11 protein-coding genes are annotated in these 18,392 nt (G+C 72.5%); 8 read left to right on the forward strand and 3 right to left on the reverse strand.

Translation table 11 applies throughout. The features are described from left to right. Positions 1 to 88: 88 nt before the first annotated feature. The 6 genes from infB (at position 89) to ACFQ6S_RS28625 (ending at position 10,144) form a co-directional block, all read left to right on the forward strand. On the forward strand, positions 89 to 3,223 hold the full coding sequence (gene infB, locus ACFQ6S_RS28600) for a translation initiation factor IF-2 (RefSeq protein WP_383415669.1): 3,135 nt from the start codon (positions 89 to 91) through the stop codon (positions 3,221 to 3,223). A gap of 185 nt (positions 3,224 to 3,408) precedes the next feature. Next, complete coding sequence (locus ACFQ6S_RS28605; protein ID WP_383415671.1) at positions 3,409 to 3,702, forward strand: DUF503 domain-containing protein; 294 nt, start codon at positions 3,409 to 3,411, stop codon at positions 3,700 to 3,702. Between the two features lie 37 nt (positions 3,703 to 3,739). Then, positions 3,740 to 4,213: a 30S ribosome-binding factor RbfA gene (rbfA, locus tag ACFQ6S_RS28610; RefSeq protein ID WP_383415674.1), complete on the forward strand. Its 474-nt coding sequence runs from the start codon at positions 3,740 to 3,742 to the stop codon at positions 4,211 to 4,213. After that, positions 4,210 to 5,115 (forward strand): tRNA pseudouridine(55) synthase TruB, encoded by a 906-nt coding sequence (gene truB / locus ACFQ6S_RS28615; protein ID WP_383415677.1) that lies wholly within the window; start codon positions 4,210 to 4,212, stop codon positions 5,113 to 5,115. The genes rbfA and truB overlap by 4 nt, the downstream gene beginning before the upstream one ends. 273 nt (positions 5,116 to 5,388) lie before the next feature. After that, positions 5,389 to 9,036, forward strand: coding sequence for a trypsin-like peptidase domain-containing protein (locus ACFQ6S_RS28620; protein ID WP_383415680.1), 3,648 nt, complete (start codon positions 5,389 to 5,391; stop codon positions 9,034 to 9,036). A 160-nt stretch (positions 9,037 to 9,196) separates the two neighbouring features. Then, a complete protein-coding gene (locus ACFQ6S_RS28625; protein ID WP_383415683.1) occupies positions 9,197 to 10,144 on the forward strand; it encodes a bifunctional riboflavin kinase/FAD synthetase in 948 nt (315 codons plus the stop codon). Positions 10,145 to 10,207: 63 nt separating this feature from the next. Here ACFQ6S_RS28625 and ACFQ6S_RS28630 read toward each other — a convergent pair whose 3' ends face one another. The 3 genes from ACFQ6S_RS28630 to eccE all read right to left on the reverse strand — a co-directional run bounded on the left by ACFQ6S_RS28630 (position 10,208) and on the right by eccE (position 15,791). Then, positions 10,208 to 13,375, reverse strand: coding sequence for an SCO5717 family growth-regulating ATPase (locus ACFQ6S_RS28630; RefSeq protein ID WP_383415685.1), 3,168 nt, complete (start codon positions 13,373 to 13,375; stop codon positions 10,208 to 10,210). Positions 13,376 to 13,629: 254 nt separating this feature from the next. After that, positions 13,630 to 14,472: a hypothetical protein gene (locus tag ACFQ6S_RS28635; RefSeq protein WP_383415687.1), complete on the reverse strand. Its 843-nt coding sequence runs from the start codon at positions 14,470 to 14,472 to the stop codon at positions 13,630 to 13,632. Then, positions 14,472 to 15,791 (reverse strand): type VII secretion protein EccE, encoded by a 1,320-nt coding sequence (eccE, locus tag ACFQ6S_RS28640; RefSeq protein WP_383415689.1) that lies wholly within the window; start codon positions 15,789 to 15,791, stop codon positions 14,472 to 14,474. The genes ACFQ6S_RS28635 and eccE overlap by 1 nt, the downstream gene beginning before the upstream one ends. Before the next feature lie 388 nt (positions 15,792 to 16,179). On the opposite strand from eccE, the gene eccB reads away from it, so the two are divergent. Both eccB and ACFQ6S_RS28650 read left to right on the forward strand, forming a co-directional pair. After that, complete coding sequence (gene eccB, locus ACFQ6S_RS28645; protein WP_383415691.1) at positions 16,180 to 17,754, forward strand: type VII secretion protein EccB; 1,575 nt, start codon at positions 16,180 to 16,182, stop codon at positions 17,752 to 17,754. A gap of 253 nt (positions 17,755 to 18,007) precedes the next feature. After that, positions 18,008 to 18,319, forward strand: a complete 312-nt coding sequence (locus tag ACFQ6S_RS28650) for a WXG100 family type VII secretion target (RefSeq protein ID WP_147999007.1) — start codon at positions 18,008 to 18,010, stop codon at positions 18,317 to 18,319. Positions 18,320 to 18,392 lie beyond the last annotated feature (73 nt).

The raw sequence follows: 18,392 nt of genomic DNA on the forward strand, positions 1-18,392 counted from the left end.
GATTGCGATGAGCACTCGATGAGCACGCGATGAGTACGCCCATGAAGTAGCGACGGTCCGGACGCAACCCGGACCTAAAAGGAGCGAAGTGGCTAAGGTCCGGGTATACGAACTCGCCAAGGAGTTCGGGGTTGAGAGCAAGGTCGTCATGGCCAAGCTCCAAGAACTCGGTGAATTCGTCCGTTCGGCGTCTTCGACCATCGAAGCGCCCGTCGTCCGTAAGTTGACGGACGCCCTCCAGCAGGGCAACGGAGGCGGCAAGTCCGCCCCCGCACGTAAGGCTGCCCCGGCGAAGCCGGGGGCCCCCTCTCCGGCGCAGGCTGCCCGTCCGGCGCCGCCGCGCCCGCCGGCCCCCAAGCCGGCAGCCGCCGAGAAGCCCGCGGCTCCGGCCGCCCCGGCCTCTCCCGGCCCCCGACCCACTCCGGGCCCGAAGCCCGCGCCGCGGCCCGCCCCGGCGTCCCCGGCTCCGACCGCGCCCGAGTTCACGGCACCCCCGGCGGCTCCCGCCGCACCGGCCGCCTCCCAGGGCTCCGGTCCGCGTCCGGGCGCCCCGCGTCCGGCCGGCCAGGCCCGTCCCGGCGCGCCCCGTCCGGGTGGTCCCGGCCAGGGCGGCCAGGGTCGCGGCGAGCGCGGTGACCGTGGCGACCGTGGAGACCGTCCCGGCGCTCCGCGTCCGGGTGGCGGCGCCTCGCGTCCCGGTGCCCGTCCGGCGGGTCCCCGTCCGGGCAACAACCCCTTCACCTCTGGTGGCTCCACCGGCATGGCGCGCCCGCAGGCGCCCCGTCCGGGCGGTGCCCCGCGTCCGGGCGGCCCCGGTGGCCCCGGCGGCGCTCCGCGTCCGCAGGGCCAGGGTCAGGGCGGTCCCCGTCCCCAGGGCGGCGCGGGCGGTCCCCGTCCGCAGGCTCCGGGCGGCTCGCGTCCCAGCCCGGGCGGCATGCCCCGCCCGCAGGGCGGCGGCCCGCGTCCCGGCGGCGGCCCCGGTGGCCCGCGTCCGAACCCCGGCATGATGCCGCAGCGTCCTGCTGCCGGCCCGCGTCCCGGCGGCGGTGGCCCCGGCGGCCGCGGTCCCGGCGGCGGCGGTCGTCCCGGTGGCGGTGGCGGCGGTCGTCCGGGCGGCGGCGGCTTCGCCGGTCGTCCCGGTGGCGGCGGCGGTGGCGGCGGCTTCGCCGGTCGTCCCGGCGGTCCCGGCGGCGGTGGCGGCGGCGGTTTCGCCGGTCGTCCCGGTGGTCCCGGTGGTGGCGGCGGTGGCCGTCCCGGATTCGGCGGTCGTCCCGGCGGTCCCGGTGGCCGTGGTGGCACGCAGGGTGCGTTCGGTCGTCCCGGCGGTCCCGCGCGTCGTGGTCGCAAGTCGAAGCGGCAGAGGCGCCAGGAGTACGAGGCCATGCAGGCCCCGTCGGTCGGCGGCGTGATGCTGCCTCGCGGCAACGGCGAAGCCATTCGCCTGTCGCGCGGTGCCTCCCTCACCGACTTCGCGGAGAAGATCAACGCCAACCCGGCGTCGCTCGTCGCGGTCATGATGAACCTCGGCGAGATGGTCACGGCCACGCAGTCCGTCTCCGACGAGACGCTGCAGCTCCTCGCGGACGAGATGAACTACACGGTTCAGATCGTCAGCCCCGAGGAGGAGGACCGCGAGCTGCTCGAGTCCTTCGACATCGAGTTCGGCGAGGACGAGGGCGACGAGGAGGACCTGGTGGTCCGCCCGCCGGTCGTCACCGTCATGGGTCACGTCGACCACGGCAAGACCCGACTGCTCGACGCCATCCGCAAGACGAACGTCATCGCGGGCGAGGCCGGCGGCATCACCCAGCACATCGGTGCCTACCAGGTCGCGACCGAGGTCAACGACGAAGAGCGCAAGATCACCTTCATCGACACCCCGGGTCACGAGGCGTTCACCGCCATGCGTGCCCGTGGTGCGAAGTCGACCGACATCGCGATCCTGGTCGTCGCGGCCAACGACGGCGTCATGCCGCAGACGGTCGAGGCGCTCAACCACGCCAAGGCGGCCGAGGTCCCGATCGTCGTCGCGGTCAACAAGATCGACGTCGAGGGCGCCGACCCGACCAAGGTGCGCGGTCAGCTGACCGAGTACGGCCTGGTGGCCGAGGAGTACGGCGGCGACACGATGTTCGTCGACATCTCCGCCAAGCAGGGTCTGCACATCGACAGCCTCCTCGAGGCCGTCGTCCTCACCGCCGACGCCTCGCTCGACCTGCGGGCCAACCCGGCCCAGGACGCGCAGGGCATCTCGATCGAGTCCCGTCTCGACCGCGGCCGCGGTGCCGTGGCGACGGTCCTCGTCCAGCGAGGCACCCTGCGGGTCGGCGACACGATGGTCGTGGGCGACGCCTACGGCCGAGTGCGCGCCATGCTCGACGACAACGGCAACAACGTCGCCGAGGCGGGCCCGTCGACGCCGGTCCAGGTCCTGGGTCTGACCAACGTCCCGGGTGCGGGCGACAACTTCCTGGTGGTGGACGAGGACCGTACGGCCCGTCAGATCGCCGAGAAGCGTGCCGCCCGTGAGCGCAACGCCGCGTTCGCCAAGCGCACGCGCCGCGTCTCGCTCGAGGACCTGGACAAGGTGCTCAAGGCCGGCGAGGTCCAGCAGCTCAACCTCATCATCAAGGGTGACGCTTCTGGTTCCGTCGAGGCGCTCGAGTCCTCGCTGCTCCAGCTGGACGTCGGCGAAGAGGTCGACATCCGCGTCCTGCACCGCGGCGTCGGTGCGGTCACGGAGTCGGACATCGACCTGGCCATGGGCTCCGACGCCATCGTGATCGGCTTCAACGTGCGCGCCGCAGGGCGTGCGCAGCAGATGGCCGAGCGCGAGGGCGTGGACGTCCGGTACTACTCGGTCATCTACCAGGCGATCGAGGAGATCGAGGCGGCCCTCAAGGGCATGCTCAAGCCGGAGTACGAAGAGGTCGAGCTCGGTACGGCGGAGATCCGCGAGGTCTTCAAGTCGTCCAAGCTGGGCAACATCGCGGGTGTTCTCATCCGCTCCGGCGAGGTCAAGCGCAACACCAAGGCGCGCCTCGTCCGCGATGGCAAGGTCATCGCGGAGAACCTCAACATCGAGGGTCTGCGTCGCTTCAAGGACGACGTCACCGAGATCCGCGAAGGGTTCGAGGGCGGTATCAACCTCGGCAACTTCAACGACATCAAGGTCGACGACGTCATCGCGACGTACGAGATGCGCGAGAAGCCGCGGGTGTAACAGCCGACGGTCTGTGCTGGCCGGCGGGACTTCGGTTCCGTCGGCCAGCGCGCCGTTTGGCCCTCGGTCCACGGTGCGTAATATCCGTCGATCGGCTCGCCCCTTCGATGTACCGTTCTGATGTCCCTGCCCGATCAGCCGGCGGGGCCATCGATCCCGGGCCGGCGGGTGAACCGGTTGCCTACATGTATGTGGGGACTCTGTCCTTCGACCTGCTCCTCGGTGACGTGCGCTCACTGAAGGAGAAACGCTCTCTCGTCCGTCCGATCGTGGCCGAACTCCAGCGCAAGTACGCGGTGAGCGTGGCGGAGACGGGGCACCAGAACCTCCACCGCAGGGCCGAGATCGGGCTCGCGGTGGTTTCCGGGGACACGGGACACCTCACCGACGTACTGGACCGCTGTGAGCGGCTGGTCGCCGGGCGGCCCGAGGTGGAACTGCTCTCGGTTCGACGCAGACTCCACAGCGACGAAGACTGAAGCAAGCAGCAAGAGAAGTTACTAAGGAGACGGACCAGTGGCCGACAACGCGCGGGCGAAAAGGCTGGCGGACCTCATCCGAGAGGTGGTGGCCCAGAAGCTCCAGCGCGGGATCAAGGACCCGCGGCTCGGCTCGCACGTCACCATCACGGACACCCGCGTCACGGGTGACCTGCGGGAGGCGACCGTCTTCTACACGGTGTACGGCGATGACGAGGAGCGGCAGGCGGCTGCCGCCGGGCTGGAGAGCGCCAAGGGCATCCTCCGGTCGGAGGTCGGACGGGCCGCCGGTGTGAAGTTCACGCCGACCCTCACCTTCGTCGCCGACGCCCTCCCGGACACCGCACGCACCATCGAGGACCTCCTCGACAAGGCGCGCCAGTCCGACGCGAAGGTGCGCGAGGCGTCCGCGGGCGCGAAGTACGCCGGCGAGGCGGACCCGTACCGCAAGCCGGAAGACGACGGCGAGCCGGACAGCGCCGCCGAGACGGACGGCGACACCTCGGAATGACGCAGAAGCACACCACGCCCGACGGCCTTGTCATCGTCGACAAGCCGTCGGGCTTCACTTCGCACGACGTGGTCGCGAAGATGCGCGGTATCGCGCGCACCCGACGCGTCGGGCACGCCGGCACCCTCGACCCGATGGCGACGGGCGTCCTCGTCCTCGGCGTGGAAAAGGCGACCAAGCTCCTCGGTCATCTGGCCCTGACCGAGAAGGAGTACCTCGGCACCGTCCGCCTGGGCCAGACCACGATCACCGACGACGCCGAGGGCGAGATCACGGGGTCCACCGACGCCTCGAAGGTCACCCGCGAGTCCGTCGACGCCGGGATCGCCAAGCTGACCGGCGACATCATGCAGGTGCCGTCCAAGGTCAGCGCCATCAAGATCGACGGTGTGCGCTCCTACAAGCGGGCCAGGGACGGCGAGGAGTTCGAGATTCCGGCCCGGCCCGTCACGGTGTCCTCCTTCAGCGTGTACGACGTGCGGGAAGCCGTCGCCGACGACGGCACCGCGGTCCTCGACCTGGTCGTCTCGGTGGTCTGCTCCTCCGGTACGTACATCCGCGCCCTCGCTCGTGACCTCGGTGCCGATCTCGGCGTCGGCGGCCACCTCACGGCGCTGCGCCGCACCCGGGTCGGGCCGTACAAGCTGGACTCCGCCAGGACGCTGGACCAGTTGCAGCAGGAGCTGACCGTGATGCCGATCGCGGAGGCCGCCACGGCTGCGTTCCCGCGCTGGGACGTGGACGCCAGGCGTGCCCGGCTGCTCCTCAACGGGGTCCGCCTCGACATGCCCGACGAGTACGCCGGTGCCGGTTCCGTCGCCGTCTTCGATCCCGACGGCCGCTTTCTCGCGCTCGTGGAGCAGCACAAGGGCAAGGCGAAGAGCCTCGCCGTCTTCGGCTGAGGCAGCCGCTCAGCGGATGCCTGCCCGTGGAGCGGCGGTCACGGGGTCGCCCTCTGCCCGCCGCTCCACGGTCCCCCCTCGGTTCCCCCACCTCTAGGGTGTATCCAAGGACCCCCGCCTGTTCACCCGTCCGGGCAGGCGCTCGGAGTGAACCGAGGGAGCGGAAGGGGGCGCGTTCGCCACGTGATCTGTCCCGCTGATCACGACACGCCTACCGTCTGAAAAAGGGCACGGGCGCAGGGGCGTACGGGCGCATGGCGGGGAGGTTCGACAATGGCGGGACGGGGCCCGCGGGCGGGTGGCGGCCGTCGGACGCCGGAGGGGACGCGGCACGACGGCGGCCCGCGCGAGCACGACGAGCACGGCGGCGGCCGGAGCGAGAAGGACGCGGGTCGGTCCGGGCGCGACGCCGGCTGGTCCGAGCAGGAGGCCGGCTGGTCCGAGCGGGACTCCGGCACACAGGACGCACGCCGTTGCGAGTCCCGTGACGAAGGTCTGGTCCGTATCCATGATCTGGCCGGCCGGCCCCGGGGCCTCGGCTTCGTGGCCGATCACCGCGGCACCGTCGTCACCAGCCACGAGGCCGTCGACGGCCTGCCCCGACTAGTGCTGCTCGCCGCCGGGGGCGACCGCAGCTGTCTGGTGGCGGCGAGTGCGGTGACATCGTTGCCCGGCCTGGACCTGGCCCTGGTGCGGACGGAAGGGCTGGGTGTGGACCCCTTGCCGGTGACCGTGCGGGAGCGGATCGAGACCGGTGCGTATGTGCGGATCCCGGCCGGTGGCTGGCGGGAGGCGCGGGTGCTGGGCGCGGCTTCCGTGACGTACACGGCGACCGATCGCATCCATCTCCTCGACGAGGCCATGGAGTTGGCGATCGGCACGGCCGGACGGGACGCGCTGCGGCTCGGCGGAGGGGCAGCCGGGGGACCGGTGCTCGACGCCGGGACCGGCGCCGTCGTGGGGGTCCTCGGCACGGCGCTGCAGACCGGTCAGCGCGACGCCGGGTTCGCCGTACCGCTGCTCCCGCCGCCGGACGGCCCGCTGGCCGAGCTGCTCGCCGAGAACGCCGCGACGGTGCCCGCGTACGGCGCCGACCTGAACCTCGCGGGCGTACTGGAACTGACGGCCACCTCGATCGGGCAGGACGGCCCGCCGGGAACGCTGGCGGGGTACGTGGGCCGCGCGGACGCCGGGGGAGCCGTGGCGCCGGTCGAACGGGCCTCGACGGCACGGGAGTTCGACGCCTTCACCGAGAGCAGCGCCTCGGTGCTCGCGCTGGTCGGGCCGCCCGGCAGCGGCCGTACGACGGAACTCGGGGCCCTCGCCGCCCGCCGCAACCGCGGCCCGCGACCGGCCCCCACGCTGTGGCTGCGCGGCGCCGACCTGAAGGAGGACGACGCCTCCGTGGCCGACGCCGCGCGCCGGGCGCTGGCGCGGGCCGCTCGCATCGTGGCGGCGCCGGCCGACCTCACCACCCTGGGCGACACGACCCCGGAGCGACTGGCTCAGCTCGCGCACCGCGCCGGCCGCCCCCTGCTGCTAATCCTGGACGGCCCGGAGGAGATGCCGCCGGTGCTGGCGCACCGCCTCACGGACTGGACCGACGGCACGGCGGAGTGGCTGGGCAGAACCGGTGCGCGGCTGATGGTGGCCTGCCGGGCGGAGTACTGGGAGGGGGCCGGGGCCGAGTTCCCGGAGGAGCTGTTGTACGGCGCCACCGACCCGGCGGCGCGGGAGGAGGCCCGGCGCTTTCCGCCCTGCGTACGGCTCGACGACTTCGTCCCCGGCGAGGCCCGGCAGGCCCGCGCCCGCTACGGCATCCCGGACGGCGCCCTGGCCGACTCCGACGCCCGTCATCCCCTCACCCTCCGCCTCCTCTCCGAGGTGCGCGCCGCCCTCCCCGGCACCCCCACCCCGGACCGGGTCGACCGCGACGACGTCCTCTCCGCGTACCTCGACCTCATGTGCCTGCGCATCGCCGTGCGCCTCGCCGCCGAGAACGGCCTGCGCGGCACCGCCGTACGCCGCCTCGCCGCGAAGGTCTCCGGGCAGGTCCACGAGGCCGCCCGCCGCAGTCTCGGACCGGGCCAGGGAGAGCTGGACCGTGCGTCCTTCGAGGCCGTGTTCCCCTGGGGCCCCGCCCCCGCGCGGCTCGGCGGCGGTACCGGCTGGGCGTCCGCCGTCCTCACCGAGGGCCTCCTCGTCCCCGCCGGCAACGGCTACCGCTTCGCCCACGAGGAACTCGCCGACTGGATCCAGGGCATGCACCTCGACCTCGACGAGGCCCTGCACGCCCTGGTGCACCGCCGTCGCACCCACCCCGGCACCGCGCACCCCCTGCCCGTGCCGCACCATCGCATCGGCCCCGTCGTCCAGGCGCTCCTGCAGCTCGCACGGAACCAGGGCACCCATCAACTCGCCCTTCGAATGGAGGAGTTGACGCACGCCCTGGACGCCGACCGGCACTCCTGGTGGGCCGGCCGGCTCCTCGCCGAGACCCTGCGGAGGGTCCCCGACGCGACGCCATACCAGGACGTGCTGCGCCTTCTCACCGACCGGATCGTGGCCTGGCGCCGGCACCACCGCTCCGTGTCCCGCGAGTTCGGCCCCGACTTCTGGACCGCGCTGCCGCTCCCGGACGACGAGCGCTTCGACCTGCTCCGCCGCCTGGTCCTGGCCGACGGTCCGCCGACCGACGCCGACGAACCCGGCCGCCCCCGGTACCTGGACACCGTCGCAGGGCTCCTCGCCGCCGACCCCACCGCCGTACAGCGCCACCTCACCCGCTGGTTCGACGACGACCGCCCCCTGCCCGCCACCCCGCACGCGACCGTCGCGCACGCGGCCCAGGCCCTGCTGCACACCCACCGCCACGGCGCCCTCGACGAACTCACCGAGAGGCTCGTCGACAGCGCGCACCGCAGGGCCGACGAACTGCTCGCCGTGCTGGCCGAGGAGGAGACGTCCGCCGTGTGCCGGGCCGTCGACCGCTGGGCGCACGACGAACGGCCCGGGCGACGTGTCGCCGCCGTGGCGTACGGACTGCGCGCCGCACCGCACGTCCGCACCGAGGCCGACCGCGAGCTGCTCCGCTACGCCGCCCTGGCCCTGCTCGCCCGCCCCGACGACTGCACCCTGCACGGCGGCGCGCTCGCCCTCCTCGTACGGGATCCACGCACGCGTGCCCGTCATCTCCCGCAGGCACTGGCGCACTTCGCGGCCGCCGACCCGCAATTCCCGGCCAATGCACTGGTCGCGGCCCTGACCACCCACCCCGAACCCGTCCTCGAAGCCTTCCGGGCCCGCCTGCTGCGGCCGGGCGCCGGAGCGGCGCTGCGCACGCTCGCCGATGTCACCACGCCCGCCCTCGCCCGCCGCGTCGCCGACCTCGTCCGGGAGGCGGTTCAGTGGCAGCCGGGGACGGCGGCCGACCTGGCCGCGTATGTCGACCGGCGCCTCGACCAGGGGCCGAGCGCCCGTGCCGTACTGCTCCCGCTGGTCACCGGCCTGCTGGACGGCGGCACGGAACCGGTGCGGGCCGCCCTGGCCGCCGTACTCGCCACCTCCGGAACCATCGAGTCCCGCCCCCTGCGGCGCGAACTCCGTGCGTTCCTCCTCGCCCACGAGCGCGCCCCCGCCGTCCTGGACGCCTTTCTGCACGCCACCGTCCAGGGGGGAGGCGACCGCGCGGACGACGACCTGCGCGGCCTCGTCCACCACACCGGCCTGCTGCTGGTGCGCACCCCGGACGGCGCGGCCCGCTTCGACCGCGGCCTGGTCGACCTCGGCCGTCACGTCCCCGGCTTCGCCACGCGGTTCGCCGGCTGGCTGACCGACACTCCGCAGGAATGGTCGGCCGTGGTGGGTCCGAGCACCCGCCGGATGATCGAGAACCTGGCCGGTGTACGAGTTCCCGCCTGACCACTTCCCGTCTGACCACGGCTTCCTTACGTGCACCCGGTCACAGCGCCCATGCCGATGCGGGCCGGGGGCGCCCGGCATGGCACCCTTAGACCTGCGTAAGAGCGTATGAGCAAAGACGGACACGGGTTCGACGAGTTTGCGACAAGGAGCAGGCACAGTGCAGCGCTGGCGTGGCTTGGAGGACATTCCCCAGGACTGGGGGCGCAGCGTCGTCACCATCGGCTCGTACGACGGAGTCCACCGCGGGCACCAGCTGATCATCCGGCATGCCGTGGACCGCGCCCGTGAGCTGGGTGTTCCCGCCGTTGTGGTCACCTTCGACCCGCACCCCAGCGAGGTCGTCCGCCCCGGCAGCCATCCGCCCCTGCTCGCCCCGCACCACCGCCGCGCCGACCTCATGGCCGAGCTCGGTGTGGACGCGGTGCTGATCCTCCCCTTCACCACCGAGTTCTCGAAGCTGTCGCCGGCCGACTTCGTCGTCAAGGCCCTGGTGGACAAGCTGCACGCCAAGGCGGTCGTCGAGGGCCCGAACTTCCGCTTCGGACACCGCGCGGCGGGCAATGTCGAGTTCCTCGCCGAGCAGGGCAAGATCTACGACTTCGAGGTCGAGGTCGTCGACCTGCACGTCACCGGCGAGGCGGGCGGCGGCGAGCCCTTCTCCTCCACGCTGACCCGGCGCCTGGTCGCCGAGGGTGACGTCGAGGGCGCCGCGGAGATCCTGGGCCGCCCGCACCGCGTGGAGGGCGTCGTCGTACGGGGCGCTCAGCGAGGGCGTGAGCTCGGCTTCCCCACGGCCAACGTCGAGACCCTGCCGCACACCGCCATCCCCGCCGACGGCGTCTACGCCGGCTGGCTGCACGCCCAGGGTGAGGTGATGCCGGCCGCGATCTCGGTCGGCACGAACCCGCAGTTCGACGGCACGGAGCGGACGGTGGAGGCGTACGCCATCGATCGCGTCGGGCTCGATCTGTACGGGCTGCATGTGGCCGTCGACTTCCTCGCCTACGTGCGCGGACAGCAGAAGTTCGACTCGCTGGACGAGCTGCTCAAGGCGATGGCGCAGGACGTGCAGCAGTGCCGGGAGCTGATCGAGAACGCGGGCTGAGCCGTACGACGACGGAGGGCCGGCACCTTGATGGTGCCGGCCCTTCCTCTTGTCGGACGTCCGCTACTGCTGAGTCCAGCCGGGCGGTACGGCGCCCTGCTGGCCCTGCTGCGGGTCCTGCGGGGGCGCCTGTTGCTGCCAGCCCTGGCCCGGTGCGGGCTGCTGCGGGGCCTGCTGCCCCCAGCCCTGGCCCGGCTGCGGGCTGCCGCCGGGCTGGGCGTAGGGCTGTTGGGGCGGCTGCTGCGGCTGCTGTTGCGGGGCCGGGTATCCCTGCTGCGGCTGCTGCTGGTCCGGGTAACCCTGCTGGGGCTGCTGCTGGTACTGCATGTTCGGGTTGCCGAAGCCCTGCTGGGTACGGGCGATGTCCTCGGCGATGAGGGCGGCGAGGTCGAAGTAGGCCTCGCGGGTCTTGGGCCGCATCATCTCGAGGTCCACCTCGGCGCCCGCCGAGAGGTGCTCGTCGAACGGGATCACGACGACACCGCGGCAGCGGGTCTCGAAGTGCGCCACGATGTCCTCGACCTTGATCATCTTGCCCGTCTCGCGGACACCGGAGATCACGGTGACCGACCGCTGGACGAGATCGGCGAAGCCGTTCGCCGACAGCCAGTCGAGCGTCGTGGAGGCGCTGCTCGCACCGTCCACCGACGGGGTGGAGATGATGATCAGCTGGTCGGCGAGGTCCAGCACTCCGCGCATCGCGCTGTAGAGCAGACCGGTGCCCGAGTCCGTGAGGATGATCGGGTACTGGCGGCCCAGCACGTCGAGGGCGCTGCGGTAGTCCTGGTCGTTGAACGTGGTGGAGACGGCCGGGTCCACGTCGTTGGCGATGATCTCCAGGCCCGAGGGCGCCTGTGAGGTGAAGCGGCGGATGTCCATGTAGCTGTTCAGCTGCGGGATCGCCTGCACCAGGTCGCGGATGGTCGCGCCGGTCTCGCGCCGCACCCGTCGGCCGAGGGTGCCGGCGTCCGGGTTGGCGTCGATCGCCAGGATCTTGTCCTGCCGCTCGGTGGCGAGGGTCGCGCCCAGCGACATGGTCGTCGTGGTCTTGCCGACGCCGCCCTTGAGGCTGATGACCGCGATCCGGTAGCAGGACATCACCGGTGTACGGATCAGACCCAGCTTCCGCTCGCGCTCCGCCTGCTCCTTCTTGGCGCCGAGCTTGAAGCGCGACGGGCCCTGGTTGTTCTTGCGGGCCTTCGGCTGATTGCGCAGCAGCCGGTCCGAGGACAGCTCCACGGCGGCGTTGTAGCCGAGCGGGGTGCCGGGCGCGGCTTGCTGCTGCTGGGGAGCACCGGGGCCGGCCTGCGGGCCGGGCGGGGCGCTCCAGCCCTGGTTGCCGTAGGCGGCGGGGTTCTGCTGGGCCGGGTTCTGCTGTTGCGGGGGCTGCTGCTGAGCATGCGGCTGCGGCTGGGCCTGAGGCTGCTGCTGAGGTGCCGGCTGCTGGGGCTGGCCGGGCTGCTGCGGGTAGCCGTAACCGGGCTGTGGCTGCTGCGGCTGCTGGGGCGGGTAGCCGTAGCCGGGCTGAGGCTGAGGCTGCTGTTGCGGGTAGCCGTAGCCGTCGGGCTGGGGCTGCTGGGGGTGGCCGGGCTGTGGCTGAGGCTGCGCGGGCTGCGGCTGGCCCGGGTGTTGCTGGGGCTGGGGCTGCGCGTGCTGCTGTGCCTGCTGGGGGTAGCCGTATCCGGGGGCCTGCGGCTGTGCGGGCGGCTGCGGGTGGCCGGGCTGTTGTGCCGCCTGGCGCGGGTCGACCGGCGCGGGCTGTCCGGCCTGCGCGGGGTAACCGGGCTGCGGCTGGGCCGGGCCGAACGCGCCCTGCGCCGGGGCCTGGTGGGCGGGCTGGCCGGTGTGGCCGGCCTGGTCGGGGTGCGGCTGGGCCTGAGGGTAGCCGTAACCGGGGGCCTGACCGGCGGCAGCTGCTGCGGCAGCGGCCGCGGCCTGCGGGTCCGGGTGCCCTGTCTGCTGCGGCGCCCCCTGATGGGGGTGCGCGGGCGTGAAGCCCTGGGGCAGCGGCGGGAGTGCCGGGTTGGCCTGCGGCGGCGGGGGCACCTGGCCCGTGGGCTGCTGGGCCTGGGGCTGCTCGGGGGCATGGCCGGCCGGATGAGCCTGCGGCTGGGCCTGCGCCGCGGGCGGGGTCGTTGGTGCGGCCGGGGTCGGGGCTGCGTGTGCCTCCGGCTCCGCGTCGGGCGTCGCCGGTGCGCCCTCGGCGCCGGGCTGCGCGGGGGAGTCGTTGTCGGCCTGGACGGGCGCCGGTTCGTCGCCTTCCGGGGCGGTCGCGGAGCCGGTGGCGTCACCCGGCTCGGTCTGGTCGCCGCCCTCCGCTTCCGGCTCGTCGTCGACGTCACCGAACAGCCGTGCCGCCTCCGCGTCGGCGGCGGCGTGGTTGAGCTCGACCTCCGGCTCCGCCACCGGCTGTGCGGGGGCGGGCGGTTCGGGGGCGGGCGCTGCCGGGACACCGGCCGCCGGGGTTGCCGTGGGAGCGGGGGCGGCGGCCTGCGCGTCGTCGTCGACCGGACGCAGCACCGGGAAGCCGGGCGCGGCGGGCGCGGCCGACGGCGGCTGGGCAGGCGCGACGGGAGCGGCGGGCGGCGGAGCGGCAGCGGCGGGCGGCTGGGCAGGCGTGTGCTGCTGGGGCGCGGCGAAGCCGCCGGACGTGTCCTGGCTCGGCTGAGGCATGCCGAAACCGCCGGACGTGTCCTGACCGGGCTGAGGCACGCCGAAGCCACCCGAGGTGTCCTGGCCCGGCTGCTGCGGAACATCGGCTCCCGGCTGCTGCGGGTAGCCGTACCCGCCGGCTGCCGGCGCGGACTGCTGCTGCGGATAGCCGTATCCGTCGGCCGGCGCCCCGGACTGCTGCTGCGGGAAGCCGTAGCCACCCGTGGCGGGGCCCTGCTGGGGCGCGGGCGTGCCCTGGGCCGGGGTGTGCTGAGCCGGCTGCTGCGGGGGCACGCCGGGCGTCTGGGGCTGCGCCGGTGCGGGAGTCTGCGGCGCGGGACGCTGGGACGCGGGAACGCCGGGCGGCCCGGTGGGCGCTCCGATCGGTGGTCCGCTCGGCGGTGGTGGCGAGGTACCGGGTTCCTGCTGCCCGCCTCCTGGCGAGCCACCCTGCGTGCTTTGGGCGTACCAGGCGGGAGGTGTGTAGACGATTTCGAACTCGCCGGTGAGATCCACGTCGTGATCGTCCCCGTCCGAGGAAGGGCTCCCGCCGTTGTACTCGGACCGATCCCTGTTCACTGCTTGCCTCCTGGTCAGCCACTGCTGCTGAGCTTGGTCGTCGTCGCGGCCGGGCGGACCGAGTGGCTAGTCCCACGCGACTGCGATCGTCACCGCACCACCAGAAGCCTAATCACTCGCATGGCGGGACGGAAAAGCCCCCATGGGCGCGGACGCTATAGCCCCGGGTGCGTGGACGGAAGAGCCTCATGGTTGTGGGCGGAACGCCCCCTGGGCGCGGCCCTGTTCAGGCTCCGCGCCAGGACGACGACACGTCAGTCCATACGGCGGGCCACGCCGAGCAGGCCCGTCTCCGCATCGGTGGGGTCGGTCATGACGAACTTCTGGTGCTTGCGGGTGCACCACAGGGCGACCCCGTCGTGCAGGGTCGGCAGGTGCTGGAGCTGGTCCTCGGGGATGCCCAGCGTGTCCCGTACGGCCTCGGTCTCGTAGGGCGAAATGCGCTGGATTCCCACCAGATGGGCCTGCGCGAGCCAGCGCGGAGCGTGCTCACTGACGAAGGGCAGCACCGTCACGACGGACTGCCACGGCACCGACGTCACACGACCGCGCGGCGGACGGATACCGCAGTCGCGGAACAGCACGACCGGGCTCGACACGGACGGACCCTGCGCGGGCACACGGCCCACCGGGTAGACCGTCACACACTGCTGGCCGCCACCCGCCGCCTGGGCCAGCTGCTGCCAGGCCTGCGGACGACCGGTCTCGACGCCCACGCGCGCTCCCGTCGCGGCGGCGCGCAGCGCCAGCACCTGGGCGAGCCAGAGGCCGCCCACGAGCACGACGTCGAAGGGAGTGGGACGGGCCAGCCCCAGCACCGCCGGCTGCGACTCCGGGTCGGTGCCGATGATCACGCCGTCGTCACCGAGCGGCATGCTGATCGCCGCGAGCTCGTCGGCGGTGACGACATGGCGGTTGCGGCGCGGACCGCGCAGCCCGAACCCCGGGCTGAAGATGCGGCGTTGCTGCTGCGGTGCATCCGGCTGCCGGATGATCGGGATCAGACCGGTGTCGGTGGGCGAGGCCACGTGCGCGGGCGTGCGTGCGGGGTTACGGCCCTGCTGTCCCGGGGGCATCGTCTGGGCGGGCTGGGACATCAGTACGTACCTCCGAGCGGCAGAGTGGCGAGAGCGCCGGGGACCTGCTCGCGGTCGAGACGGACCAGGCCGACCTTCGAGGCACTCGCGGCCCGCTCCAACTCACGCCCCACCTGGCCGAGTTCGCTGTCGCCGCGAGCGGTGACGCGGATGTGCCCGGTGAGTGCGACACCCCGGTTCCCGGCCTTGCTCAGGGTCATGCTGAACGTCGTGGCGAGCACCGGCAGCGAGGTGAACCGCGTGACCAGCTCCGGCAGCGCCGCACCGCCGCTGCCCAACTGCGGCCAGCGGGACACCCAGTACGTCGTGTGCCACCGGTCGTCGACCCGCCAGGTCCGCACCGCCTCGACCGTACGGCGCTGGGTCCGCCCGTCCTGCCCGTGCTGGGCATTGGCGCGCGGGTTGAGGCAGCTGGAGGTCGCGAGGGCCTGCACGAGCTCGGTCTCGTCCAGCAGGGTCGCCTTGAAACCGGCACCTGCCAGCCGGCTCGCCAACTGGTCGGCCACGCGCAGCAATGCGCGCTGCGCGCCCGGCACGCCGTCGCCACGGGCCTGGACGGCCTCCGGGCACAGCTCCGGGTCGAGCTTGAGGGCGACCCAGGTGAGCCGCAGCGCGGGAGAACCGGCCTGCGTCTGCAGGGGGCCGTAGGACCGCGCGGCCAGCGACTGCTGCGGCAGGTGCGGCGCGGGCGCCGGCTGGGTGTGCTGCACGACCTGGGCGGAGGCGAGCCGGATCCCGTCGACCTCGAGGGCCTCCTGGACCAGACGGAGCGGCAACTGCCGCCCGGCGGCCGCGGGGCGCAGCGGCTGGTCGCCCGGCTGGACGAAGAGGACGGCGGTCAGGAAGGTGCCGTCGCCGATCATGCCGACCGAGCGGTCGTCACGGGAGACGAAGGAAGACGTCCGCAGCGCGGGGTCGCACTCCACGACCGGGACCAGCATCGCGTCGGTGCCGGGCGGGACGGGCGTCTTGGCGTCGCGTCGTCGCTGCCTCAGGGCGCGCGTCGTCTCGTACCACTCGGGCAGCGGGCGCCGTCCGCGGCGCAGGACCGCCAGGAGCAGCAGCAGCGCCGCCACGGCGCCGGCCGGGGCCAGCAGCCAGGAGGTGTCGGCGGCCCAGGCGCCCACCATGACCGCGGCCGCCAGTTCCACCAGGATGAGCTGTTGCAATCGCACCGGGCCCAGACCGCCCGGACGGGGCAGTGTGCGCGGCGACGCGGCGGCGGGGGCTGCCGGAGTGGCCGACGTACGTCTGCCGTTCGGATCTCCCTGTTGCTGCTGTGCGCGGCGTCCGCGCCGGGTGCTCGTAGCGCTGGTCATCCCCCGGGACATCCCTTTCGCGAAGTAGTGGCCGTTCGCCGGGCCCACATCGTCAATGCGAGTGGCTCACGGTACCCGCTGCGGAACGCGAGGCGACACAGGGGACACCGAAACCCCAGGTGGCCAGCCTTTCATGGACCGGACCCGCATGGTGGAGCGCTGTCGTGAAGCTCTGTGAAGATGCGGGGGCGGCCGCGCACCTGATGAATCGTCGCCGCGCGGCGCAGGGCATAGTAGGTGCCTGTGTGGCCGGTGCCGCCTGCGAAACACGGCGGCCGAAGCGGCCTTTGAGCACGGTCGAGTCATCACAAAAGCGATCGAGTACCGCAACACCCGTCATCGGGTGCGGCAACACGATCGAGCATCACAAACGGGAGAAACGGGGACCATGGCAAAGCAGCGTCGGGATGAGCTGGCCGCCTACACCTTCGCTCGCAAGCGCACCGTCGCGGCGTTCCTGGCGCCGTCGCCGGGCGGCTCCGAAGAAGGCGCGCCGCGTCCGGTCCGTACGGTGATGCCCAGCCTGGTGGTCGGTGTCGTGCTGGTGATCGGCTTCATCGCGTGGGGCGTCATCAAGCCCACCGCGCCCAAGGGCTGGGACACGCCGGGCGAGTACATCATCGTCGACAGCGACTCCACGACGCGCTACGTGGTCCTCGACCCGGACCCGAAGGACAGCAAGGTGGAGAAGGTCCTCCACCCGGTCCTCAACTACGCCTCCGCGAAGCTGCTGCTCGACAAGGGCAAGGGCAGCGTGCTCGAGGTCCCCGGCAAGGAGATCGACAAGAGCGGCATCCGCCACGGCGCGACGATCGGCATTCCCTACGCCCCCGACCGGCTGCCCTCCAAGGAGGACGCGGAGAAGGCCAAGACCTGGGCGGTGTGCGAACGCCCGGCCCCGGGCGAGAAGGGCGCCATCGACCGGGCCGTCTTCGTCTTCGACGCGGACGACGCCAAGTCGCTCGGTAACTCGGGGAAGGTCGACCCGCGCGAGGCCCTGTACGTCGAGGACACCAAGACCGAGCTGGAGTACCTGGTCGACGGTGAGGGGAACCGCTTCCTGCTGGGCGGCAAGGAGGGTCTCGAACCCACCGCCATGGAGCAGCTGCGCTCCGCCGTCATCGGCAGCAGCGCCACGGCCGAGCCGCAGCCGGTGAGCCAGGAGTGGCTCAACACCCTCAACGACGGCGGGGACATCACCTTCCCGACGGTTCCGTCCGACGGCGATCCCACCTCGGTCCAGGGCCTGCCCGCCGAGGCGGGCACGGTCGGCCAGGTGCTCAGGGCACGGGACGCGCAGAGCGAGCAGTTCTACGTCGTCCTCAAGGACGAGGTCGCCGCCATCTCGCCCTTCGTCGCCAACCTGCTGGTCGCCCGCGACGAGGCCGGCGCCATCAAGGTCCCCACCCGGGACATCATCGAGGCCAACAACGGCCGGGCGGACCGCTTCTACGCGGACAAGGGCTGGCCGGAGTACGTTCCCCGGCAGGCCAACGGCGCGGACGCGGCGACCGGCCAGGCCCGTAGCACCTCGTGCAGCGTCTACAAGGGCGGCTTCGGCGCGGACAGGAAGCCGGAGCTGGCGGCCTGGGCGGGGACGAACTACCCCAAGAAGGTCATCACCGACTCGCTGAGCGCCTATGTGTCCTCCGGCTCGGGCCTCCTCTTCCAGGAGCTCACCGGTTCGGCCGGAGGCGGCGGCGCGGTGTACCTGCTGACCGACACGGGCCTGCGGTACTCGCTGCCGGCGACCAATGACAGCGAGGCGGAGAGCGGCTCCGGTTCGTCGTCCTCTGAGGGCGACTCGTCGCAGGGCGAGGCGAGCGAGACGGACAAGGCGCGTACGCGACTCGGCTACGAGGACCTGACCAACCGGGCGATCGTGCCGCAAACGTGGGCAACCTTCATCCCGAAGGGCCCGACGCTGGACACCACGAGCGCGTCGCAGCCGCAGAGCCAGTGACGTTGCGCTGCCCGCCGGTCGACGGAACGACAGATCGCGGCGCCAACGGCCGGTGGGCAAAGGGCACTTGAGTAAGACGGCGCACGCGTCACAGGTTCATCGCCCAAGTGTGTGAGCCGTGTAACTGATTGGCCTTGCCTGTGGTTGAGTGACAGGCTGACGATAGAGTGTTTGCAGCGCTCAAGCGTGCGAAGAACCTCCGGGCACCGGAACAGGTATCCCGGATCAACGACGACATGGGGGAAGGTTCAACATGGCCGGCCAGTTCCGGGTAACAGAGGACGAACTCACCAAGCTCTCCGGTGACATCAGCACCGCGAACGGTCAGCTGCAGGGCGAGATCCGCCGCCTCAACGGAGTGATCGACCAGATCGCCGGCGGCTGGAAGGGCCAGGCGGCCCAGTCCTACCGCCAGCTGCAGGACCGTTGGAACGCCGACGCGAAGCGGATGAGCGACATCCTCAACGACATCAAGGAAGCCGTGGACTCCACGCGGAGCAACTACTCCGCGTCGGAAGAGCAGCAGAACTCCGAGATCAGCAAGATCATGTCCGACTTCGGCTGATCGAGCCGAGCGGAATCCGGCTGCTCCAGCCGATCCGGGACGACCATGCCTCCCTGACGGGGCGCGTCGACCC

It is taken from the genome of Streptomyces sp. NPDC056479 (assembly GCF_042795335.1).
In the GTDB taxonomy this organism is placed as follows: Bacteria; Actinomycetota; Actinomycetes; order Streptomycetales; family Streptomycetaceae; genus Streptomyces.